The sequence below is a fragment of the Furfurilactobacillus rossiae genome (assembly GCF_013394005.1).
GTDB lineage: Bacteria > Bacillota > Bacilli > Lactobacillales > Lactobacillaceae > Furfurilactobacillus > Furfurilactobacillus rossiae.
In genome coordinates, this window is sequence record NZ_CP040586.1 from 776636 (window position 1) to 799617 (window position 22982).

21 protein-coding genes are annotated in these 22982 nt (G+C 45.1%); 17 read left to right on the forward strand and 4 right to left on the reverse strand.

What is annotated here, in order from left to right; all coding sequences use genetic code 11:
* The first annotated feature begins 15 nt into the window (after positions 1-15).
* The 3 genes from LROSL1_RS03610 (at position 16) to LROSL1_RS03620 (ending at position 2865) form a co-directional block, all read left to right on the forward strand.
* Complete coding sequence (locus LROSL1_RS03610; protein WP_017260524.1) at positions 16-255, forward strand: Veg family protein; 240 nt, start codon at positions 16-18, stop codon at positions 253-255.
* Positions 256-977: 722 nt separating this feature from the next.
* Complete coding sequence (gene ispE / locus LROSL1_RS03615) at positions 978-1895, forward strand: 4-(cytidine 5'-diphospho)-2-C-methyl-D-erythritol kinase (protein ID WP_178914917.1); 918 nt, start codon at positions 978-980, stop codon at positions 1893-1895.
* Between the two features lie 37 nt (positions 1896-1932).
* Entirely contained in the window at positions 1933-2865 is a 933-nt protein-coding gene (locus tag LROSL1_RS03620) for an alpha/beta hydrolase (protein WP_178913796.1), read from the forward strand.
* 86 nt (positions 2866-2951) lie between these two features.
* Here the strand turns inward: LROSL1_RS03620 and abc-f are convergent, their stop codons facing one another.
* Positions 2952-4415 carry a ribosomal protection-like ABC-F family protein gene (gene abc-f / locus LROSL1_RS03625; RefSeq protein WP_178913797.1) on the reverse strand — a complete coding sequence of 488 codons (1464 nt, stop codon included), beginning with the start codon at positions 4413-4415 and terminating at the stop codon, positions 2952-2954.
* A 665-nt stretch (positions 4416-5080) separates the two neighbouring features.
* Between abc-f and LROSL1_RS03630 the strand changes: the two genes are divergently transcribed.
* From LROSL1_RS03630 to LROSL1_RS03665, 8 genes are all read left to right on the forward strand, one after another.
* Positions 5081-5935: a metal ABC transporter solute-binding protein, Zn/Mn family gene (locus tag LROSL1_RS03630; RefSeq protein WP_017260520.1), complete on the forward strand. Its 855-nt coding sequence runs from the start codon at positions 5081-5083 to the stop codon at positions 5933-5935.
* Positions 5925-6677 carry a metal ABC transporter ATP-binding protein gene (locus LROSL1_RS03635; RefSeq protein ID WP_178913798.1) on the forward strand — a complete coding sequence of 251 codons (753 nt, stop codon included), beginning with the start codon at positions 5925-5927 and terminating at the stop codon, positions 6675-6677. The genes LROSL1_RS03630 and LROSL1_RS03635 overlap by 11 nt, the downstream gene beginning before the upstream one ends.
* A complete protein-coding gene (locus LROSL1_RS03640) occupies positions 6670-7467 on the forward strand; it encodes a metal ABC transporter permease (protein WP_178913799.1) in 798 nt (265 codons plus the stop codon). The genes LROSL1_RS03635 and LROSL1_RS03640 overlap by 8 nt, the downstream gene beginning before the upstream one ends.
* Before the next feature lie 142 nt (positions 7468-7609).
* Positions 7610-8446 carry a pur operon repressor gene (gene purR / locus LROSL1_RS03645; protein WP_017260517.1) on the forward strand — a complete coding sequence of 279 codons (837 nt, stop codon included), beginning with the start codon at positions 7610-7612 and terminating at the stop codon, positions 8444-8446.
* A 12-nt stretch (positions 8447-8458) separates the two neighbouring features.
* Positions 8459-9841 (forward strand): bifunctional UDP-N-acetylglucosamine diphosphorylase/glucosamine-1-phosphate N-acetyltransferase GlmU, encoded by a 1383-nt coding sequence (gene glmU / locus LROSL1_RS03650; protein WP_026017010.1) that lies wholly within the window; start codon positions 8459-8461, stop codon positions 9839-9841.
* A 91-nt stretch (positions 9842-9932) separates the two neighbouring features.
* Positions 9933-10919: a ribose-phosphate diphosphokinase gene (locus LROSL1_RS03655; RefSeq protein WP_017260515.1), complete on the forward strand. Its 987-nt coding sequence runs from the start codon at positions 9933-9935 to the stop codon at positions 10917-10919.
* Positions 10920-11268: 349 nt separating this feature from the next.
* A complete protein-coding gene (locus LROSL1_RS03660; protein WP_178913800.1) occupies positions 11269-12195 on the forward strand; it encodes a hypothetical protein in 927 nt (308 codons plus the stop codon).
* A 100-nt stretch (positions 12196-12295) separates the two neighbouring features.
* Complete coding sequence (locus LROSL1_RS03665) at positions 12296-12664, forward strand: DUF3899 domain-containing protein (protein WP_178913801.1); 369 nt, start codon at positions 12296-12298, stop codon at positions 12662-12664.
* 338 nt (positions 12665-13002) lie between these two features.
* Here LROSL1_RS03665 and yidA read toward each other — a convergent pair whose 3' ends face one another.
* From yidA to LROSL1_RS03680, 3 genes are read right to left on the reverse strand one after another with little or no spacing between them, the layout of a single operon-like run.
* Entirely contained in the window at positions 13003-13812 is an 810-nt protein-coding gene (yidA, locus tag LROSL1_RS03670) for a sugar-phosphatase (RefSeq protein WP_017260512.1), read from the reverse strand.
* The gene (locus tag LROSL1_RS03675) at positions 13802-15175 is read right to left on the reverse strand and encodes an HD domain-containing protein (protein WP_178913802.1); all 1374 of its coding nucleotides are present in this window, start codon (positions 15173-15175) and stop codon (positions 13802-13804) included. The genes yidA and LROSL1_RS03675 overlap by 11 nt, the downstream gene beginning before the upstream one ends.
* 57 nt (positions 15176-15232) lie before the next feature.
* On the reverse strand, positions 15233-16057 hold the full coding sequence (locus LROSL1_RS03680; protein ID WP_178913803.1) for a lipoate--protein ligase family protein: 825 nt from the start codon (positions 16055-16057) through the stop codon (positions 15233-15235).
* Between the two features lie 303 nt (positions 16058-16360).
* Here LROSL1_RS03680 and LROSL1_RS03685 point away from each other — a divergent pair, with 303 nt between their 5' ends.
* The 6 genes from LROSL1_RS03685 to LROSL1_RS03710 all read left to right on the forward strand — a co-directional run bounded on the left by LROSL1_RS03685 (position 16361) and on the right by LROSL1_RS03710 (position 22964).
* Positions 16361-16792: a YwiB family protein gene (locus LROSL1_RS03685; RefSeq protein ID WP_026017008.1), complete on the forward strand. Its 432-nt coding sequence runs from the start codon at positions 16361-16363 to the stop codon at positions 16790-16792.
* 44 nt (positions 16793-16836) lie between these two features.
* Positions 16837-17433, forward strand: coding sequence for a DNA-directed RNA polymerase subunit delta (gene rpoE, locus LROSL1_RS03690; RefSeq protein ID WP_017260508.1), 597 nt, complete (start codon positions 16837-16839; stop codon positions 17431-17433).
* A gap of 210 nt (positions 17434-17643) precedes the next feature.
* On the forward strand, positions 17644-19257 hold the full coding sequence (locus LROSL1_RS03695) for a CTP synthase (RefSeq protein ID WP_161002313.1): 1614 nt from the start codon (positions 17644-17646) through the stop codon (positions 19255-19257).
* A gap of 386 nt (positions 19258-19643) precedes the next feature.
* Positions 19644-20927: a UDP-N-acetylglucosamine 1-carboxyvinyltransferase gene (locus LROSL1_RS03700; RefSeq protein ID WP_017260506.1), complete on the forward strand. Its 1284-nt coding sequence runs from the start codon at positions 19644-19646 to the stop codon at positions 20925-20927.
* Positions 20928-21172: 245 nt separating this feature from the next.
* A complete protein-coding gene (locus LROSL1_RS03705; protein WP_017260504.1) occupies positions 21173-21418 on the forward strand; it encodes a type B 50S ribosomal protein L31 in 246 nt (81 codons plus the stop codon).
* Positions 21419-21554: 136 nt separating this feature from the next.
* A complete protein-coding gene (locus LROSL1_RS03710) occupies positions 21555-22964 on the forward strand; it encodes a DHA2 family efflux MFS transporter permease subunit (protein WP_178913804.1) in 1410 nt (469 codons plus the stop codon).
* Positions 22965-22982 lie beyond the last annotated feature (18 nt).

Here is a 22982-nt window from a genome sequence, read left to right on the forward strand (position 1 = left end):
TGTGAGGTGAATTGCATGCCAGTAACATTACAAAGTATCAAGGCTAAACTGGACGCTAAATTGGGTCAAAAGTTGATGGTTGTAGCTCAGGCAGGTCGCAAAAAGGTGACCAAGCGCCGCGGCACACTTAAGGAAACGTATCCGGCTGTTTTTGTGGTTGACCTCGACCAAGAGGAGAACTCATTTGAACGAGTCTCTTACAGTTACACTGATGTGTTAACTAAAAATATTGAAATTGCGTTCGACGAAGAATAATCGTCAGCTTAATTTTACGAATGGAGCTCATTTCCCGTGTGGAAATTGGGGCTTTTTTTGTTTGGTTGATTATTTAATCTACAACTCAGACGTGGCTGGTAGTCCGGTTGTCAACATTGACACGCTCGCCGTGGGACCGGTTCAAGCCGGAAGGACACCGTCTTTCACCTCGCCGTCAAGCCTCGTGGGAATCCGAGTCTTGACGACCGTCCGTGGTGTAAATTCGAGAGAACCCTTCGAATTAACACCACCTTCACGGCTCGGTATCAATGCTGACGCCCTCCTATCCACCCGCATATCAGTAAGTGGCAATGTAAATCACACAAAGTGGCACGGTTAGACTGTAGATAGATGCATTTCGCACACGATGACCAACTTATAGAAAATCACATCGTGCTGCAATTTCTCCAATGACGTGTACTTACCCATTCAACAATAATGTGAGCTGGAGGGAGTGAGCGTTGAAATCGCCTGTGAAGGTGTTGTTAATTGGGTGGGCTTCCGAATTTACAACACGGGACGATCTGAAAGACACGGGTGTGTGTGGCTTTCAGTCGAGGTGAGAGACTCCGAATTTTGGAGGTTTGAACCGGTCCGCACAGGCGAATTTCAAAAGCAAACGACCGTAAGCGGACGGACATCTCTAGATGATACGGTGCCCTCGCTGGATTTTACCGCGAGCTGGTGGCGATTATGGGGGGACTGTAATATACTTACGTTATATATTTCGTGGTAGCGGAGGTGATTTTACGGAGACACTGGAAAAGGCGCCGGCCAAGCTTAATTTGAGCCTCGATACACCCTTTCATCACCATGATGGCAGTGAAGAATGGGATATGGTTTTAACGTCCGTCGATTTGGCGGATTATGTCGCCGTTAAAACACTGGGCCGCAATGGCCGCATTAAAGTCACCACAGATAGTGGCTTTTTACCAAATGATCATCGTAACCTTGCTTACCAGGCTGCTCACTTGTTGGCAACCACGTATGGTCGTAAAGAAGCGATGAATATCCACATTGAAAAGCATATTCCGGTTGCGGCTGGAATGGGCGGTGGTTCATCGGATGCAGCGGCGGTATTGCGGGCACTCAACCGACTCTGGGAGCTCAATTTAGATCAAGCAACTTTGTGCCAATTAGGATTACATATTGATGCGGATGTACCATATTGTGTTTGTAGTCAAACGGCGCACGTGACGGGGCGCGGTGAGATTATCACGCAATTACCTAAACTGCCCCCGATGTGGGTAGTGATTGCTAAACCTAAAATCAGCGTGTCAACACCGTCGATTTTGCGGCGCATCAACTATGACGAGGTTCGGCACGCGGATACGCAGTCACTAGTCGCTGCAATTCAGCGAGGTGACTATGATGAAATTTGTGATTCCGTGGAAAACGTGTTAACGCCGATTACGTCACGGCTTTACCCAACGGTTAATCATCTTAAGGAGCAGATGGTTCGTTTTGGCGCAGATGTGGCCGAAATGAGTGGCACAGGCCCAACGGTGTTTGGCATCTGCCGTAAACAATCACGGGCTCAGCACGTAGCTAACGGTTTGTCAGGTTTTTGTCGGGAAGTCCATGTTGTGCGTCCCGTTAGTTTGCACACTGATTTTGCACAACCATCGGCATCCGTTTGAAGGTAGCTTAAAGAAGAAACAGGTTTGGAGTGACTGAATGAATAAAAAAACGTTAATCAAACGTACTGCGTTGGCTGTTGCCACGAGTTACATGACTTTGATTGGTGCTGGTTACACAGTTTATTTGCTCGCAACGGGTTGGTCCAACAAGCAAAAGCTAGCCGGTCGACAGGCTTCACTTGAGGCTAACACAGACATTGAAAATGAGTGGTTTAAACACCAAGAACAGGTACCGTGGGCGATTAAAACGGCTGACGGGCTGACCTTACGGGCGACGTTTATGCCAAACGTCAAGGCTACCAATAAAGTTGCTATTTTGGCCCACGGTTTGCATCACTCACGGGAACAAATGATTCCTTACGCCCGGTTGTTCATGGACGCCGGGTACAGTGTGTTAATGCCAGACGCACGTGCACATGGGCGTAGTGATGGTAATGTGATTGGTTTTGGTTGGCTGGATCGAAATGATTACCAGCAGTGGATCGACACGGTTATTGCTAACCAAGGAGAGCAAGTTAACATCGTGTTAATGGGGATTAGTATGGGCGCCACAACGGTAATGGCTACAAGTGGTCAAACGTTGCCACATAACGTGCGCGCCATTGTTGAAGATAGCGGTTTTCGAAACGTTTTTCAGGAAGGCAAGTTTCGGCTGTGGCATAAGTATCATGTGCCCAGCAGCGTATTGATGCCAATCGCTGATGATTTCGCCAAACGTCAGGCCGGCTATGCTTTTAAAGATGGTGATATTTTAGCTGAGGTGGCTAAAAATCATTTACCAATTTTGATGTTTCATGGTGCTAAAGATCAAACGGTGCCAGTTGGGGATGCGTACGAGCTGTACGCCCGGGCAAATGAACCTAAGCAACTGGTTATTGATGACGAGGCTGCGCATATCTCAAGCATTCGAACGCAACCGAGCAAATATCGTCAAACGTTAACGGATTTTTTAAATCGTTATGTGAAATAAAATGTGTGACTAAAAAGGGCCGCTAGAACAAGTGTTATTTGTTCTAGCGGCCCTTTTTTTGGGGGGGAATGAGATTGAAAAGACGACTACAAATCGCGAAATTGAGCGAGCAAGGCCTCATCAGCAGCTTGACGTTGCGCTGCCGTAATCCGTTTGGTCGCCACCTGATTGGGGTCAATCAGACCGTGAGTAGAAAGCTTTAAGACGCGAGTCGCGACGTGTGTCACAAATGTTTCATCATGTGAGACAAACAAAACGGTGCCGGGATAGGTGGTTAAAAATTGTTCGAGTGCTGTGAGCGTTGGTAAATCAAGGTAGTTCGTTGGCTCATCAAGGATAAGCACGTTGGCGTCGCTGAGCAGAACTTTAATCAGTGAAACCTTAACGCGTTGGCCGCCGCTTAGGTTTTGGGCAGGAATATCTAAGGCAGTCGCTTTAAAACCAAATTCAGCCAAGATTGTGCGGACAATAGCGTTGTCCTGACGTGTATGTTCAGTCACGTTTTGCCAAATGGTGGCGGTTAGATCCAAGCGGCTCATATTCTGAGCAAAGTAGCCAAATTTGACCGCCGGATTGACGCTAATGGCCTGATTTTGGTTAGCTAAAACGGCGCGAAGCAGTGTCGTTTTACCGACCTGATTTGGTCCGGTGATAGCGACACGGTCACCAGTGTGGAGGACAAAGTTGACATCGTTTGCCAGTGTTCGTTTGCCAGCTTTCAAGGCCAGATGCTGAATATTGATCGGCGTATGCCGGCCTAAAGTGGCGAACTGTTCCGCCCGCAAGGTAACCGAGGGCTGCTCAGTGGGTTTGGCAACTGGTGTCAAATGTTCAGCGTGATCCTTCATAACACGCGCTGCTTTGGTCATTTTGCCTTGATTACGGCGTAGTGAGCTTTTCATATCCTGGAGCTCGTTACGACTGTGATTGTGGGGGTTAGGCTTTGTTGTTTTGGTAGCCCGTTCAGTACGTTTGACGGCAGCAACTTCCAGCTTATGCTTCTGCTGCTGGTAATTTCGGAATGCGGCCGCTTGATTATTGCGTTGGGCCGTCTCATTGGCCGTAAAACCGTCGTAATTACCGGCAAACGTCGTGAGGGTATGATCAGCCAGCGACCAAGTGGTTGTCGTGACAGCATTGAGCAATGTTCGATCATGCGAAATCAGTAGCAAGGTGCCTTTGAATCGATTGAGCTGGTCAATCAACCACTGCTGGTTTGTCTCGTCTAAATTAGCGCTGGGCTCATCCAGAATTAACCATTCAGGTTGTTGACGTAAAGCCGTCAAAATGGCGTTTTTAACCTGTTCACCACCGCTTTGCGTGGAAATATCGTGCAGTTGATGGACAACAACGGGGGTCGTTTGACGATCAACCATGCCAGCCTCGGGTGTTAGGGCGCCGGTCAGAATATCAATCAGCGTTGTTTTACCAGCACCATTAGCACCGACGAGACCGATGCGGTCACCAGGATTAATGACGAGTTGCTCAATATTAAATAATTGTTGTTGATGCCGTGTTATGGCAATATTTTGTGCTTGGATAACAAACATGAAATCACTCCTTACAAGTTAACTAAATAGGTGTTAAGCGAGAAGAAAATATTTCATTTTATAACCTCCCCAGAACGTGCCAAGGCAGTCCAGACATGCGGGGAAGCGCACAAAAAAAGAGTCCACCCCCGCAACGTGTAACTGCTGGCACTGAATGAATTCATAACCATCTATTGAAATTTCTTCGCAGAGGGCAAACTAGCCCAATTTTGTTAATGTTCTGAGAATTTCGCAGATGAAATTATGAGTTCACTTAGTTCCAAAACAGTTATTAGTTGCGCATCGGCGGATCTCCTTAAAAATTTTAGTATTGATAAATCATTTCGATAATAATGTAACGGTTTTTGAAGTGACTGTCAAGACAGCGGGTAATAAATACTGAATTTGAACCGGAGATCTGACGAAGAGGCGACACAGACACATATTTTCAAAATATGACGTTTCGATTTAATAGATAACAAGAATTTAAGCCGTTTAAGAACAAGTTACGTTGGCACATCTACTAATTGCATTTTGGGGAAACATTCGGTAAACTGTTAAAACGTAATCATTACTTTTTACATATCGATTTCAGAAAGGACGTTCCTTTGCGAAGCCATAAAAGAGTTTTACATATTCTAAGCATTATAGCATTGCTGTTGGTAACAGTGACGGTGAGTATAGCGGTGGATCAACGACGGACTGTTGCTCGAACCACGTCGACCACCAAAATTCGCGTAGTCAGTTCGCTGGATTTCTACGCTCAAGCTGCCAGCGCGGTGCTTGGACAATACGGTCAAGTAACGGCTGTTATTAACAGTCCTAGCGTTGACGCGGAAAGTTTTGAACCAACGACTCACACTGCTAAGCAGGTCGCTAAGGCTGATGTGATCATTGAAAATGGCTTGGGCTATGATGACTGGTTGGGAAAAGTTGTGGCGGCGAATGGTCAGGAGCAGCGCACCATTAATGTCGGTACAGATTTGATGCACCGACGGGTCGGCGAGAATCCGCACATTTGGTATAATCCGCAGGCGATGCCACGCTTAGTTGCACAGATGGTAACCCGCTTTTCGAGTTTACAACCTGAGCATAAAGCGACTTTTAAACGGAATGCCAATCGGTATCTTAAGACACTGGCGCCGTGGAAAAAGACGATTAAACAGTTGAAACGCACAGGTCATCACCAAGCGGTTGCTGTTAGTGAGCCGGTGTTCAATGACACATTGACGGCGGTTAATCTAAAGATTTCAGATAATCACTTTGCGCGCGCTGTTGAAGAGGGAACGGATCCATCACCAGCAGACATTGCCAAACTAACGCGTGATTTTAAACAACACAGGGTTGCCTTGTGGGTTGTGAACACACAAAACTCACAGCCAATTGTGAACTCAATGACCAAACAAGCACGTCGCTACCACATCCCAGTGGTTCAAGTGACAGAAACGTTGCCGTCCAATCAGTCGTACGTACGTTGGATGACAAACGAATTGAACCAAGTCAAAACTGCGTTAGAGGAGGACAATCAGCATGGCAAGTAATGAGACGCATCAAACGATTGATTCCAATGATCAACCTGATAGCCAACTAACCGAAGATACCATTATGACCGTGGATAAATTGGGGATGAAGTTTGGCCAAAAAACGGTGTTTCAAGGACTTACGTTTACGTTAAAGCGTGGCGAATTCCTTAGCGTACTTGGCGAAAATGGGATTGGTAAAACAACCCTTATTCGAATCTTACTCCAACAGCTACGGCCCACGGCTGGCGAAGTTTCGTTTTTGCCAAGTCGCTCTCAGGTCACGATTGGTTACGTACCGCAATTTAGGAACGTTGATAACGAATACCCACTGACTGTGAGGGATTTTGTTGGTTTGGCGCTACATGATCATTTGACGCCATGGTGGTCAAAACATGAAAAGCAGCGTTTGAACCAGGTGTTGCGCGAAACGGATTTGACGCGGATTGCGCACACACCACTTGGTCGTGTTTCTGGTGGCGAACTACAGAAAGCTTATTTGGCCCAGGCTTTGATTCGGCAGCCACAGTTGCTGATTTTGGATGAATCGACTGCCAGTTTGGACAACAACATGAAGTTTGAATTGCTGGACTTGGTTAAACAATATCAGCAGCAAACACAAGCAGCCGTTATCTTCGTGACACATGATTTGCCGCTAACAAAGAAGTATTCGACCAACTTTTTGTTGATGCAACCGGGTCCATATCAGCTGGGGACGATTGACGAATTGAACGAAACGGTACTGGAGGCGGCTCATGCTTAGTTATCCATTTATGCAAAATGCCTTTGCAGCGGGCACATTGATCGCAATTGTTAGTGGTATCGTTGGCGTTTTTGTGGTCGCTCGCAACATGTCTTTCTTAACGCACACGTTATCTGAAATAGGGTTTGCCGGTGCAGCTTTCGGATTGTTTGTTGGTTGGACGCCGCTGGCGGGGATGCTATTGTTTACCAGCGTCAGTTCTGTTGCGGTGGGTCAATTAAGTAGCAAGGCATCCCGTCGCGAAGCTGCCATCACCTCGATTTCGGCGCTAGCGATTGGGTTAGGAATTCTGTTCCTATCGCTCTCAAACCAAAATGCCAGTTCAGCTACAAATATTTTGTTTGGCTCGGTCATTGGGATCAGCCGGACATCGGTACTGCAAGTTGCTATTTTAGCTTTGGCCGTGATTGTGGTAATTATGGCGGTGTACCGGAGTTTGAAGTTTGATTCGTTTGACGCGGTTGGAGCGCGGGTTGCCGGTATTCACGGCACCACATTGGCCATCATCTTTCTTGTTGCGTTAGCATTTTCAGTCAGTGTAGCTGCTCAAATCGTGGGTTCACTGTTAATCTTTATTTTGCTCACTTTGCCTGCTTCGGCGGCGAAATATTTTGCACACGGCGTTGTTAGCATGATCGGGCTAGCCATTCTGTTTGCTTTGATTGGTGTGTGGCTAGGCTTAGCGCTGAGTTACTGGACGAATTGGCCGGTATCGTTTTTCATTGCTGTCATTGAAGTCCTCTTTTACTTTATTGGCCTGATTTTTAATCGCTTCACAGCACGAAATTAAAGTGGTATGAGAACGGCGTCGGAAACGTCGCTTTTTTTGTGAGAAGCGCCCAGTAATTACGAACGTTGTGCTATTATTAACCAAGGAAAGAACGCTTTTTGTCGTTCATTGTGAAATTAAAAATGAGTTGAGGTAGCTAAACGTGAAAGTTAGACGATCAGATCGATTGATTGACATGACGCGCTTCTTACTGGAACGACCACGGACACTAGTTTCGTTGTCTTTTTTTGCGGAGCGTTACGAGTCAGCCAAGTCATCGATTAGTGAAGATTTAACCATTTTGAAACGTACTTTTCAGGAACGCGGGACTGGCCTATTAGAGACCTTGCCCGGTGCTGCTGGTGGGGCCCGTTTCATTCCATATATTTTGAAGGAAGACGCTTCTGAATACATCGATTACTTATGTAAAGAAGTTTCGGATTCCCATCGGGTGATGCCAGGTGGCTATGTCTACTTATCTGATTTATTAGGCAAACCAGAAGTCCTTCGCCAGATCGGTCGTTTGATTGCGACTCAATACATGAACCAAACTATTGATATGGTATTGACGGTTTCTGTGAAGGGGATTCCGATAGCTCAGGCTGTTGCGGAGCAATTGAACGTGCCGTTTGTCATTGCTCGTCAAGACGGTGCCATCACAGATGGTGCTACGGTCAGCGTGAACTATGTATCTGGCTCATCGACGGCCATCGAAAAAATGCAAATTTCCAAACGTGCCCTGCCAGCTGGTTCACGGGTATTAATTGTGGATGACTTTGTTAAGGGTGGCGGCACCATTTCTGGTCTTGCTAGCTTAGTTCGTGAGCTGGACTGTGAGGTTGCCGGCATTACCGTGTTTGGTGAAGGCCGCTTTAACGGCGAACGCCAATCTGAAAACTTTACGTCATTACTGCACGTCGAAACATTACAAAGTGAATCGGAACCAATTCGGGCCACACCGGGGAACTATATGCACCGTGTGTTTGGCAATGAAAGGTAGGTAAGTTTTTAAATGAGTTCGAGAAATACCATTATTCTTGCGGCCGGTAAAGGAACCCGCATGAAATCGAAGCTGTACAAGGTTTTACACCGGGTTTGTGGTAAAACAATGGTCGATCACGTGTTGACTCAGGTTGAATCGACAAACATGGACCGGATCGTGACAATTGTTGGCTATGGGGCAGATGATGTTCGCAAACAATTGGGTGATCGCACACAATATGCAATGCAGAAAGAACAATTGGGTACTGGGCATGCCGTGTTACAAACAGAACCGTTACTAGGCGATGTCGATGGTGTCACACTGATTGTTAGTGGTGATACACCGTTATTTCGAGCTGAAACACTTCAAAAACTGTTTGACTACCACGAAGCAAAGGGCGATGTTGGGACGATTCTGACATCGATTGCGCCCAATCCAACTGGTTACGGCCGGATTATCCGAAATGATATTGGGCTTGTAGAAAAAATTGTGGAACAAAAGGACGCTACATCAGAAGAACAGGCTGTTAAGGAAATTAATACCGGTGTGTACGTTTTCGACAACAAAGCCTTATTCAATGCACTTCACCAAGTTAAAAACGACAACGCCCAAGGTGAGTATTACTTAACCGACGTCATCGAAATTTTAAAGGCGGCTGGTCAACGGGTCGGTGCCTACCGGATGAGCGATTTCAGTGAATCAATGGGTGTCAACGACCGTAAAGCTTTGGCGACGGCGACAAAAGTTATGCAACGCCGCATCAATGAGGAACACATGGCAAATGGTGTGACCTTTATCGATCCAGATCATACGTACGTTGATGTGGACGTTAAAATTGGTGCTGACACTATTATTGAGCCTAATGTTCAGTTAAAGGGACACACGGTCATCGGCGAGGATTGCATGATTGGTGCCAACTCAGAAATTCGTAATAGTGTCATTCACGATGGTGTCACAATTACCTCTTCGTTCATTGAAGATAGTGACATGGCTGATGGCTCTGATATTGGACCAATGAGTCACTTGCGGCCAGATGCTCATATTGGTGAAAACGTTCACCTCGGTAACTTTGTTGAGATTAAGAAAGCGACTATTGGTGCACGGACTAAAGTGGGCCACTTGACCTATGTTGGGAATGCTCAATTAGGAACGGATATTAATGTCGGCTGTGGGGTTGTGTTTGTTAACTACGATGGTGTCGGCAAACATGAATCCATTGTGGGCGACCACAGCTTCATTGGTAGCAATTCTAATTTGGTTGCGCCGCTTAACGTCGCGGATCACTCGTTTATTGCCGCTGGTTCAACGATTACAAAGGACGTTGCGCGTCATGACATGGCGATTGCCCGTGAACGTCAAACTAACAAACCGGATTATTGGTCCAAATTACCGCATAAACCGGAAGACAAATAGTGTAGATAGTTGCGTCAATGATCGTTAATGAGTACCATTGAGCTATAACAAACGAGTATGAAAAAATTAAATTATCCTTTGTGGAGGGAACATGTCAACTCAATATTTTGACCCCAAACTGAAGATTTTTGCGCTGAATTCAAACCGACCACTGGCAGAAAAGATTGCTAATGAAGTCGGTGTCGAATTAGGTAAAACTTCTGTGGATCGTTTCAGTGATGGTGAAATTCGCATTAATATCGAAGAAAGTGTGCGTGGGGACAACGTTTATTTGATTCAGTCCACATCAGCACCTGTTAACGATAATTTGATGGAATTGTTGATTATGATTGATGCACTACGTCGTGCCAGTGCTAATACAATCAACTTGGTTGTTCCTTACTACGGCTATGCCCGTCAGGATCGTAAAGCGCGTTCACGTGAACCTATCACCGCTAAATTGGTCGCAGATATGCTTGAAAAAGCTGGTGCGACCCGGCTACTGGCATTAGACCTACACGCTGCTCAAATTCAGGGATTCTTTGATATTCCAGTTGATCACATGATGGCAGCACCATTGTTAGCTGACTATTTCATTACGAATCACATTGCTGAACATGCAGTGGTGGTTTCACCGGATCACGGTGGAGTGACACGCGCGCGTGCCTTGGCAGAGTTCCTTAAAGCACCAATTGCGATTATTGACAAACGTCGTCCTCGTGCCAACGTGGCTGAGATTATGAACATCATTGGTGATGTCAAGGGTAAGAAATGTATCATGATTGATGACATGATTGATACGGCCGGTACGATTACTTTAGGAGCCAAGGCATTGATGGATGCAGGTGCGGAAGAAGTTTACGCTTGTTGTTCACATGCTGTGTTGTCTGGACCAGCGGTTGACCGTTTGAAAGCATCGCCATTTAAACAAGTGGTTGTGACTGATTCAATTAACTTGCCTGAAGAAAAACATTTCGACAAGTTAGTGCAAGTGTCCATTGCTCCGCTGGTTGGGGATGCAATTCGTCGGATCAATGAAAACAAGGCTGTTAGTCCTTTGTTCCGGACTCGTTTTCACCGGGATGGCCGTAACAACTAGTCTTCGGTTAATTAGCGTTGAGTAAACGAGAACATGTCGTTATAGGTCGGCTTGCTCACTAAAAAAAAACGACGTTCGTGGATTTTTCCATGAACGTCGTTTTTGTGTTGGGCGGTAAAAGACGGTGTTCTGGCTCACGATTGCACCTTTTTTTACTAGGAGTTAAATTGGCTGTTATGAGTCAATCTCGTTGTTTCACCGTCCATATCATAAAATGCTGAAGTTATTAAGCTTTTCTTTCGATATGTAACAATAATGACATAATCACGTAATTTTTGTTACAAGTGATATAATTTAAGTATCAAAAGGCACAGGAGATTTGAAACGTGTCAGAGCGGGGGTACATAAAATGAGCATTCAAACATTTAAGAAAATGATGACAGGTAGCGTAATTTTGGTCAGTACGGTTCTGTTGACTGCTTGTGCAAGTACTTCTGCGACGACAGTCAGCGAGGGGCATCATTCAGATAGTGTTCGTAGCAGCCGTAAGAGTGACGTAAAGGTTCCTACACGTACGTCGAATGTCACAACGGTCTCACCTGCTACGACGAGTTCTTCTAGTGATCAGTCTTCATTAGCCGTCACAGGGACAAGTTCATCTGCTTCCGACACTAGTGCTGTTTCTGATTCGAACACAATATCATCTAATGTAAGCGTCGCGTCGACGAGTTCGGCGCAGACTAGTAGCGTTCAAAGCGGTGTAGTGCCAAGTAGTTCTGTTCAAAACAGTTCAGTTCAAAGCAATTCAACACAGAGTAGCTCCGTTAAGGGTAACGCAACTCAAACTAGTTTGAGCAAAGTCGCTTCGGGAACTGTTGCTACGAGCGGTCAACAAGACAGCAGTAGCCAACAGGTTAGTCAAGTTACAGGCAATGTAAATGGGCAGAGTAGCGTTTCTTCAACATCTAAGACAAACAGTGAAACAACACAACAGTCCATTTCAAGCAGTAACAGTTCGACGAAGAGTAGCAGCACAAATGTAACCTCTACGAACGGGATTCTGTCGAACTTTAGAAGTCAGATGGGCTACAACGAGACAAACGGCAGTCGTCAATATACCGTTATTAGCAACGGGAATGGCACTTACCAAATCGACGTTCGAACCCAGGCTCCTGATGCCAACATCAGCAATCTGTCCGGTGTTTACACTTACACACCAGCAAATAAAGAAGTCACCACTGTCTTTTCTGGTGCCGATGCTGGCAACGGTGAGGCTAACACGGTTAACACACCAACAACTGACAACAGTACTTCAGCGACGCAGTCAAACCATTAGTGATTAGCTAAATATAATTTGGACTTTAATACCGCAGACATTTGCGGTATTTTTAGTTACAACAGAATTTATCACAAAGATTAGTTTGGAGACGTAAAAGATGCGACAAAAACAACGACCGGCAATATGGTCAGCGATTGGCTTAATCGTTTGTGCCATTATTGGTGGCATCGCCTGGGCAAGTGGCGTTTCATTAGTTAAACTGTCCGATATATTTTTTATGATTGGGTTGGCGCTAATTGTTATTGGTGTGGTGATGCAATTGAGTCATGCGCATTTGTTTGCCGGATTTCGCAGACGCCGTAAACAAACATATAAGGAAAAGGCGGATAAAGAGCCTGATCCTAAGATGAACACGCGTGATATTGCCGTTAAAAAGAATGAACCACTTCGATTTTCCGATTGGAATCGGTGGCTCTGGATCGACGGAGCCATTCTCATTATCATCGCCGTTGTAGTCACGCTCTGAGCGGTCCACTTTAGCAATCTTTTTCCAGTTGTCAACAGTGACACGCTCACCGTGGGACCGGTTCAAGTCTCCCAAGTTCGGAGTCTTTCACCTCGCCGCAAAGCCTCGTGAGGAGCCGAGTCTTTACGGACCGTCCGTAACCTAAATTCGAGAAAACCACTCGAATTAACGTTACCTTCACGGCTCGGTATCACTGTTGACGCCTTCCAGATGATATTGTGGCAACGTTTTTGACAGCTTTACCGTGAGCAAAAATAACAAAACGCACTGCATTCCACGTTTATCGAGGAATTACAGTGCGTTTTGTTTTTGAAACAGTTTAAATTAAATTGATCTGATTAATTTAGTGCGTATTTGTTGATCGCGGCGGCGACACCGTCTTCTTTGTTGGTCAGTGTAACAGCCTGGGCAGCTTCCTTAACTTCGTCAATGGCATTGCCCATTGCAACGCCCCAACCGGCAGCCTTGATCATTGAAAGATCATTACCTTGGTCGCCCAAAGCCATAACTTCGTCCATTGAAAAGCCCAAATCGCTGGCTAATCCTGTGATTGCGTTGCCCTTTGAGGCCGCCTTGTTCATGGCTTCAAGGAAGTAGGGTTCACTGCGGACAAAGTAAAAGTCTTGTTTGACATCATCAGGAAGTTTTTCGACCGCGCTACTGATAATCTTTGGATCATCAATAAACATTGCCTTAGATAATGTGATGTCAGTTGGCATTTCTTCAACGGCACGATAACGGATCGGCATTTTTACTAAGAAGGCTTCACCGATAGTGTAAGGGCTGATGTTCTTGTTTGCCGTATAAATGTGAGATTCAGTTTCTACGTGAAAGTGTGTTTCAAGCGTTTCACTTAGAGTTTGTAACTGACGGTACTGATCGTAATTCAACGTGTGGCGAACAAGAATTTTGCCACTGATTGTTTGTGCTAATGCACCGTTGAAGGTAATGACGTATTGGTCATCACCGCTGAGTCCCAATTGGCCTAAGTAATCTTGAACACCCGTTAATGGGCGGCCAGTGCATAGGACAACTTTGATGCCAGCATCGCGAGCCGCCTGAACGGCCTTGATTGTGGCGGGGTTCAGTGAACTTTTTTCATTTAGTAACGTGCCATCAATGTCGATGGCAATCATTTTAATTGTCATGGGATTCTCCTTGAGGGTGAATAAGTTGGTCATTATGAATGTAATTTTGAAACTCAATGTAAATTGGGCTAAATAAGTCATTTTCTGCGTCTTTAGTCAACATTTCCCGAGGAAAGAAGAAACGCTGATCTCCCAATTCACGACCAGTAATGGCGGCAACTAGCGGGCTCAGTGATGATAGTTCAATGGTGGAACCGTCACTTTTCATCAGTTGAATTTCGGCAGCTGGTTTGTGGGTCTGGCGACTGTTTGCATTGTATGGCAGATCGTAACTGTCGTTTGTGGCAGTGTAATACTTGACGTTATAACCGGCCGTTTCAATTTTGGCACGCAGAATCGTCAACAAATCTTCCGTTTCACTCGTATATTCCACAGATTTAAATGGCCGCCGATTTAGGAAGCGGTTGGCTAAGTCCGATAACACGGCGTCGTCGCTGTCAGCCCAGTGTAAGAAATAAGTGTTAAGCACACCATCATCTAATTTTAAGTAGTCCGCTAGCGTCCAATCGTGGTTAAAGAAAGGTTCAAGCAATAGGGGACGAAATCCGTCTTCACGGACTGGCTGATTGTCATAACGGTCCTTAGCACGTAACAGTAGGTGATCCAAAATGACTTCCATCGCACGAGAAACAGGGTGGAAGTATACTTGTTGATACATTTGAAAACGGCTGAGAATGTAATCCTCGACAGCGTGCATCCCGTCAATATCAAACGCAATCCCGTCTTTGTAGGGCCGCATCACGCGCAGTACACGAGTGAGGTCGAAACGGCCGTAGTCAGCGCCGGTATAGTAGGCGTCACGTAACAGATAATCCATTCGGTCTGCGTCCAATTGACTGGAAATGATCTGGACAACTTGCGGGTTGGGATACGTATGTTGAATGACGCTGGCAACTTGCTGTGGGAATTCTGGCGACACCCGCTTGAGTACTGCATTGACCTCAGTAGTGGGGGAAGTTAGAATTTGCGCAGTAATCGCTTCGTGGTCCGTGTGAAAAATGTGTTCAAACGTATGTGAGTACGCACCGTGCCCGATATCGTGCAGGAGTGCAGCACACAATGTAACGAGTCGCTCATGGTCATCCCACAGGCCATCTCCAGGTGTTTGCGACGGATAGTCGTGTTCAAAGTTATCGCAGATTCGACGCGCAATTTCATACACACCTAGGGAATGCCCAAAGCGGCTGTGTTCTGCTCCGTGAAAAACTTCTTCGGTCACACCCAATTGTTTGACGCGTCGCAAACGCTGAAATTCTTTAGTGTCAATCAAATCCAAAATCACCTGGTAAGAAACGGCGATATAATTGTGAACGGGATCGCGGAATACTTTTTCACGTGGTAATAACTGATGACGATAATCCATTAAATCCTCCTTAAAATATGTGACGGAGCTCAATTTTCTTAGGATATTAGCGACAGCTTAAAAGCTTGGCTGATGCTGACTTAAACGTTTGGCTTCAAAGTCCAAGTGAGCACCAAATTCGGGTTCCTGCATCAGCGTGGCCAAGTGCTGTTTGGCAAGTTGCGTGCCACTCTGCTGTGCCGCATCAATAAAGCGTTGACGGGCCGCTTCAATAGTTAACGATTGTGGTAACAAGTCGCCGACGTTCATCATGGTGCCAGGATCGACATCAGGGAAGTCCCATTTGTTTTCTTCGTGGCCTAATCCAACAGTGTAGAAATCGTGAATTAATTGAGCGCGGGCATTCTGGTTACCGTTTACGCTCAGATATAACATGATGACGGTGCCACCATTCCGGCGTCGTTGAGACATGCCGGCAATCTTATGACCATTTACGCTCAGGTCGTAGGTGCCAGGACAGTAAGAACGAGCAACTTCGCCAGCATCAATTGGGAGTTCAGGGAATGCTCGGTCAACAAGCAACTTCATTTGTTCATAGGCATCATCGACACCAAGTTTGACCAAACTCGGTGGGAAAAAGAGGCTGATGTTGAGAACGCCGGCGTCAGCTACGACAGCTAATCCACCTGAGTTGCGAATAAAACCACTGTATCCGTGATCTGTAAGCACTTTGTGAGCAGCAGACAGATGGGGCACATCAGCATCGCGAAGACCCATGATTACTGTGTTGTCCAATAACCAAAAGTGGAGCAAGGGCTGATTTTCATGTTCAATAAGACTAAGTAGCGCATTCATGTTTGAAAATGTCGCTAAACCGTCAGCTTGTTTGAAATGCTGCGACAGTAACATTGTTGTCGGCGCGAGAGCAAGTGCGTCAATCATGTAATCACCTAATTTCTTAACGTTTTATGGATGACAAACGAAATGAATGGGCTCATATTAGTGTGTCCGTTTGTCAATTTATTATCGATACTGGTCTCATTTATAATGAATAGCTAAAAGCAACTGCTTTCATTATACCGAATCGCGCTGGGGTCTGCATTATTGAAAGACATTGAGCCCAATTTTCAAAATGAAAAGGACCAAGGTTTCATTAATGGTAATTTATCTAAAAAGCGTTATAATTTCTTACTGACCTTCAATGCGTTTTATGGAAAATTTCAAATAACACTGGGAGGTAGATTTGTGGCACAACAATTTGAACAGGCTGTCACCGTTCATTTATTGACCAACATTACACAGGATGATGACACCGAGCAATTTGACTTTGATTTGCCAGGCCGCTTGGTGATTGTGAATGACAACATTTATTTACGTTATGTTGAAGATGATAATGGTCAGTCGACGCCAGTGACGTTTAAGCTGAATGGTGAAGATGATGTCGTCTTGACGCGTTCTGGTGAAAATGGTCTTAAATTTCATTTTCTAACCGGAAAGGCAGTTACGACTCAATATCGGACGCCTTATGGGATTATGGCCGTCGAAGTTGCAACAACTGATCTTAGTGTCAGGTTGAGTGATGATTTATCGGCAGGCCGAATTGCCATCGACTACCAGTTGTTGGCCGGCGAACAATTAATCGGTGATTATCAAATTAGATTGCATTTTACAGCTTAAGACCTTATGATAAGATGTACACTCTCGAAAGGACGGGCCTGATTTTGGAACTTAAAATTTTCGAAGGTCAAAATAAGAAAGAATTGTCGATGATTGAGGTTGCGCACGCAATTCTCTCACAACACGGGGAAGCCATGGGCTTTGCCGATTTAACTAACCAGGTACAACAGTACTTGGGCAAAAGTGACGAAGAAATTCGTGATCGTTTTGCACAATTCTATACGGACCTAAATGTCGACGGTAGTTTCATTTCACTTGGTGACAATACGTGGGGACTCCGTACTTGGTACGCGTTTGATTCCATCGACGAAGCCACTATTAATGGTGAAGAAGACGAGGATCAGCCAAAGCGTAAGAAACGCCGTAAGGTTAATGCCTTTCTGGCTGACGCTGCTGACGACGATGATGTCATCGATTACGATGACGACGATCCTGAAGATGATGACTTCGGTCAAGATTCTGATGACGATGTTGATGGTGCTGACACTCAAGATAATGATGAGGACAGCGATGATGACGATACTGAAAATCAGGCTACTGAAGAAGAATTGCCAGATGGTATCGAGGGTCAATTAGCAGAGTTAAGTGATGAAGATGATGACGACGATGAGGATGAAGAAAACGACGATGACGACGAATAACTAACGCGTCGCTTGTTCGTTTGACCGAGTAATAAAATTACCGGATAAAATCCTTGACGTTATGACTTGAAGTCGGTATTATATTTTTTGGGCACCGTTCAGAAGAACGGGCACGTTAATGAAGACTTTAGTTGCTCCCAATTCAGATGAATTGGGGGCTTTTTCTTTGTTTAAGGCTTCCCCGAAAAAACAAAAGGAGCGTTTATTTAGATGACCAAATACATTTTTGTCACCGGTGGTGTGGTTTCGTCAATTGGGAAAGGGATCGTTGCTGCGTCCTTAGGCCGTTTGTTAAAGAACCGTGGGCTCAAGGTTACGATTCAAAAGTTTGATCCTTACATCAATGTTGACCCAGGAACGATGAGCCCATACCAACACGGTGAAGTGTTTGTGACAAATGATGGGACCGAAACGGACCTTGATTTAGGCCACTACGAACGATTTATCGACATTAACCTGAATAAATACTCAAACGTCACGACGGGGAAAATTTATCAAGAAGTTCTACAAAAGGAACGTCATGGAGACTACCTTGGCGCGACGGTTCAAGTTATTCCGCATATCACTAACGCAATTAAGGAAAAGATCATGCGTGCTGGTCAAACGACTGACGCGGACGTGGTAATCACAGAAATTGGTGGTACGGTGGGTGATATTGAGTCCTTACCATTTATTGAAGCATTACGTCAGATGAAAACTGATGTTGGTAGTGACAATGTTTTCTACATTCACACAACTTTGATTCCTTATCTGCGGGCTGCTGGTGAAATGAAGACCAAGCCAACACAACACAGCGTTAAGGAACTACGTGGTTTAGGCATTCAGCCAAACATGCTAGTTGTTCGGACGGAAAAGCACATCACCCAAACGATGCGTAACAAGATTGCGTCATTCTGTGACGTTGATCCTGAAGCTGTTGTTGAATCAATGGATGTGCCGACAGTTTACACGGTGCCATTAGCTTTACAAGACCAACACATGGATGACATTGTCTTAAACCACTTTAAGTTGTCCGCTCCGGAAGCAGACATGAGTGAATGGCGTAAGCTTGAACAACATGTTCAAAACTTACACAAGACCATCACCATTGATTTGGTTGGTAAGTACACTGATCTGCAAGATGCTTATATCTCTGTCAACGAAGCCCTAAAGTCAGCCGGCTATGTTGTTGATGCTGATGTTAAAATTAATCATTTCAACTCAGAAGAAATTAACGCAGATAACGTTGATTCGGTTTTGGCTGAAGCAGATGGCATTCTAGTTCCTGGCGGCTTTGGTAATCGTGGTATTGAAGGTAAGATTTTGGCCATCAAGTATGCACGTGAGCATGACATTCCTTACTTGGGCATTTGTCTGGGGATGCAGATGGCTTGTGTTGAATTTGCCCGTGACGTGGTTGGCTTGAAAGATGCTAACTCAACGGAAATTAATGCTGACACACCATACCCAGTCATTGATTTAATGCCTGATCAAGAAAACATCGATGATCTGGGTGGTACACAACGGTTAGGTGCTTACCCATGTAAGTTAAAGCCAGGTACTTTGGCCGCCTCAGCTTATAACAATGAAGAAGTGATTTCCGAACGTCACCGTCACCGTTATGAATTCAATAACAAGTTCCGCGACCAGTTAGCTGCCAAGGGGTTGGTATTCTCTGGGACGTCACCTGATAACCGGTTGGTAGAAGTGGTTGAATTACCAAGCAACAAGTTCTTCGTTGCCGCACAATATCACCCAGAATTCTTGTCACGGCCAAACCGTCCTGAAGGTTTGTTCAAGGCGTTTGTGAAGGCTGCTGATGATGAGCACATTGCCCGTCAGTAAACGGTAGGCAGCTAAAAGTGCAGGCAATCTGACAATGCAAATTGCGAAAAACTAACAGTGTCAGATAAACACAGTATTTCAAGGAAGTTTGTTGATGGACAGATACGTCCTCAACAAACTTTTTATTTTGCACAATTTTTTTAACTATTTCTACATGAGTCAACAGTGAGGCCAAAAGGCTGTTAAACAGGCAATTATTAAACGATTTGACCGGTAAATGATTAAGCAGTGATAAAAAAGTTTCTAAAAATATACTGAGAAGCCAGAAACAGTGTTGTCTTTTTGCCATTCGTTCATTAGTATGGAAGATAATTGTGCTCCCTTTATGGTTGAGCCATGGTAAATCTCAATACGAATTAGTTGCATGAATGAAAGAGGAATAACGCATGAAATCGATGATCATCCAAGGGGGCAACCCACTGTCAGGCGAAGTCACTATTGGCGGCGCCAAAAACAGTACGGTTGCACTAATTCCCGCTGCTATCCTGGCTGATACCCCGGTTCAATTTGATTCTGTTCCGGACATTTTGGATGTACACAACTTGATGGCCATCCTCGAATCAATGAACGTCTCATCACACTTTGAAAATGGTGTGCTGGATATTGATCCAACGCATATCGAAGAAAATGTTTTACCAGGTAAGGCAATTAAGAGTTTACGTGCGTCATATTACTTTATGGGAGCTTTGCTAGGTCGTTTCAGACGGGCAACTGTATCGTTTCCTGGTGGTGACAATATTGGCCCACGTCCAATCGATCAACACATCAAGGGCTTTAAGGCCTTAGGTGCAGAAGTTACGGAGATAGACGATTCTGTTCATATTGACGCTAGCAAGGGTCTTCACGGTGCGCGTGTCTTCTTAGATATTGTGTCTGTTGGTGCCACCATGAACATCATTTTGGCTGCCGTAAAAGCTGATGGCTTAACGGTGATCGAAAACGCCGCTAAGGAGCCGGAAATTATCGACTTGGCAACGTTTTTAAATAACATGGGCGCTAAGGTGCGCGGTGCTGGGACAGATGTTATTCGAATCGAGGGTGTGTCTCAATTAAAGGCGACTAACACGCACACGATTATTCCTGACCGTATCGAAGCAGGCACGTACTTATCGATGGCGGCGGCCGTTGGCGCAGGTGTTAACATTCAAAACGTCATTCCTGAGCACTTGGAGGCTTTCACCGCCAAGTTAATTGAAATGGGCGTCAAGATGGACATCAGTGAAGACAGTATTTATGTGCATAAATCCGAAAAGCTTAAGCCAATTCAGGTTAAAACCATGCCCTATCCTGGTTTTGCGACTGACTTGCAGCAACCAATTACACCGCTGATGGGTCGGGCGGATGGCGCTAGTATCATTATCGACACTATCTATCCTGAACGAACAAAGCACATTCCTGAACTTAACCGGATGGGCGAAAACATTCGGCTGGAAAACAACATGATTGTTGTCAACCACTGTGATGACTTAACTGGAACCATTGTCGCTGCTGGCGAAATTCGTGCAGGTGCTTCTTTGGTAATTGCCGCCTTAATGGCAGAGGGACGTACAACCATTACCAATGCCGAAAATATTTTGCGTGGTTATGATCGTATTTCCGATAAGCTTAAGGCACTGGGCGGACATATACAGATTATTGAAGATACGGACGCAGGTGTTTTTGAATACTAGGCTGACATGTGTTTCGTTAAAGACGTCCGATCGCTGATTTTAAAAGCTGGTACTAGTAATTTTGCACAACGATTGCATCGTTCAAACGCGAATTTGTTTGCTACAATTATGAATGATTGAGTTAAAGTAACTCACGATTATTATTGTCGCCGACTTGCGCGTAAGCCTAATCCATGCTATATTACTAAAGTTGATTATATGTAACTATGACTCAGCAAATGGCTCATGGCAAAGGAGATATTACAATGAAACAAGGTATTCATCCAGATTACCATCAGGTTGTGTTCATGGACTCAACCACTGGCTACAAATTTATTTCTGGTTCTACTGCTACTTCTCAAGAAACAACTGATTGGGAAGACGGCAACACTTACCCATTGATCCGTGTTGAAATCACTTCTGATTCACACCCATTCTACACTGGTAAGCAGAAGTTCACTCAAGCCGACGGTGCTGTTGACAAGTTCAACAAGAAGTATGGTTTGAAGTAAGCAAAATTGAATCAATCTTAAGCTCTTGTCTGCGACTTTACGCTGATAAGGGCTTTTTTTATTTTTCCATGTGCAAATTAAAATTTGTAGGGATAAGATAAAAAGGCACTAATATTTAATTCAGAAAGAGGTATTTATGGATTCAACGGCAACTAAAGTACCACGCTTCGTGTTGTTCTCAATTTTAGGAACAGCGTTACTTTCATTTTGTGGGATTCTAACAGAAACATCGATGAACGTCACTTTTCCAACACTCATGCGGCAGTTTCACATTTCTATTGGTGCTGTTCAATGGCTCACAACTGGGTACCTGCTTATTGCATCATTGGTGATGATTATGGCGTCATATATCCACAAACGGTTTACGTTTAAAGCGACATTCGTCACGGCACTTGTACTGTTTGTCATTGGTTTGGTGGTTTGTGCGGTGGCCACGTCTTTTCCAGTTTTGTTGATTGGACGGTTAATTGGCGGAATTGCGACCGGTTTATGTACGCCGGTGATGTTCGGTATTATTACGCAGTTTGTTCCCAGCGCTAAGATGGGCCGTTACATGTCGATTGGTGGCATGATTTTGGGCTTTGCGCCAACTGTGGGACCTACATATGGCGGTTTGGTGCTGTACTATATGGGTTGGCGAATGATCTTCTGGATCGTGTTACCGATTGTGGCCGTTTCGTTTCTGTTTGGATACTTCAATATTCGTCAACGTGTCGGCACTCAACAGGCGCACTTTGATACGCTAGGATTTACGTTGATTGCGGTGGCGTTTGTTACCATTTCCTTGGGTTTCAACGATGCATCCAAACATGGTTGGAGTAGTCTTGGATTTTGGGGGTTAGTCCTGGTTGGAATAGTTGCTCTGGTTGGTTATGGCTGGTGGGCGACAAGGACGGCTCAGCCGCTGATCAATATTGCGATTTTCAAACGGCGAACCTTCGTGCTCAGCTTTTTAACGTACTTGAGTCTGCAATTGAGTAACATTGGCTTGGGCTTTCTTTTGCCAAACTACGCACAGCTGGTCATTGGGGCAAACGCGATGACGGCCGGGTTACTCTTACTGCCAGGCAGTATTTTACGGACAATATTGATGCCACTCGGTGGTTCATTACTGGATCGTCGTGGACCACGCGTGCCGATTTTAACGGGACTCGTATGTTTGATGATTGCGATGGCTGGTTTTGTGTTGAGCGCCGGCCATCTGTCTGTGGGCTGGATTATCGGCATTTACATTATTTATAGTGTCGGGTTCTCCATGACCTTTAGTAATACGTTGGCAAACGGCATGCAGCAGTTGTCGCCTAAACTTATTGGGGACGGTAACGCGGCATTTAATGCCATTCAGCAGTACGCTGGTTCTATTGGGACCGCCGTGATGGCGACGGTTGTGGCAATCAGTCAAAATCAGGCGGGCAAACTGTCTTCGGTTGAGGCCACAGCACGTGGTGGCCTGCACGATTTCATCATTTTGTTAGTGCTCACGATTGTCATGATTGTACTAGCTAGTTTTAATTTCAAATTTCAACAGCAGGATAAAAAAGCTTAATCTGTTCGACAATTTCGT

Excerpts from the sequence above, each read along its gene's own strand:
- LROSL1_RS03610 (WP_017260524.1), top strand. The coding sequence starts at position 16 with ATGCCAGTAACATTACAAAGTATCAAGGCTAAACTGGACGCTAAATTG.
- LROSL1_RS03620 (WP_178913796.1), top strand. The coding sequence starts at position 1,933 with ATGAATAAAAAAACGTTAATCAAACGTACTGCGTTGGCTGTTGCCACG.
- abc-f (WP_178913797.1), bottom strand. The coding sequence starts at position 4,415 with ATGTTTGTTATCCAAGCACAAAATATTGCCATAACACGGCATCAACAA.
- LROSL1_RS03635 (WP_178913798.1), top strand. The coding sequence starts at position 5,925 with ATGGCAAGTAATGAGACGCATCAAACGATTGATTCCAATGATCAACCT.
- LROSL1_RS03640 (WP_178913799.1), top strand. The coding sequence starts at position 6,670 with ATGCTTAGTTATCCATTTATGCAAAATGCCTTTGCAGCGGGCACATTG.
- glmU (WP_026017010.1), top strand. The coding sequence starts at position 8,459 with ATGAGTTCGAGAAATACCATTATTCTTGCGGCCGGTAAAGGAACCCGC.
- LROSL1_RS03655 (WP_017260515.1), top strand. The coding sequence starts at position 9,933 with ATGTCAACTCAATATTTTGACCCCAAACTGAAGATTTTTGCGCTGAAT.
- LROSL1_RS03660 (WP_178913800.1), top strand. The coding sequence starts at position 11,269 with ATGAGCATTCAAACATTTAAGAAAATGATGACAGGTAGCGTAATTTTG.
- LROSL1_RS03665 (WP_178913801.1), top strand. The coding sequence starts at position 12,296 with ATGCGACAAAAACAACGACCGGCAATATGGTCAGCGATTGGCTTAATC.
- yidA (WP_017260512.1), bottom strand. The coding sequence starts at position 13,812 with ATGACAATTAAAATGATTGCCATCGACATTGATGGCACGTTACTAAAT.
- LROSL1_RS03675 (WP_178913802.1), bottom strand. The coding sequence starts at position 15,175 with ATGGATTATCGTCATCAGTTATTACCACGTGAAAAAGTATTCCGCGAT.
- LROSL1_RS03680 (WP_178913803.1), bottom strand. The coding sequence starts at position 16,057 with ATGATTGACGCACTTGCTCTCGCGCCGACAACAATGTTACTGTCGCAG.
- LROSL1_RS03695 (WP_161002313.1), top strand. The coding sequence starts at position 17,644 with ATGACCAAATACATTTTTGTCACCGGTGGTGTGGTTTCGTCAATTGGG.
- LROSL1_RS03700 (WP_017260506.1), top strand. The coding sequence starts at position 19,644 with ATGAAATCGATGATCATCCAAGGGGGCAACCCACTGTCAGGCGAAGTC.
- LROSL1_RS03705 (WP_017260504.1), top strand. The coding sequence starts at position 21,173 with ATGAAACAAGGTATTCATCCAGATTACCATCAGGTTGTGTTCATGGAC.
- LROSL1_RS03710 (WP_178913804.1), top strand. The coding sequence starts at position 21,555 with ATGGATTCAACGGCAACTAAAGTACCACGCTTCGTGTTGTTCTCAATT.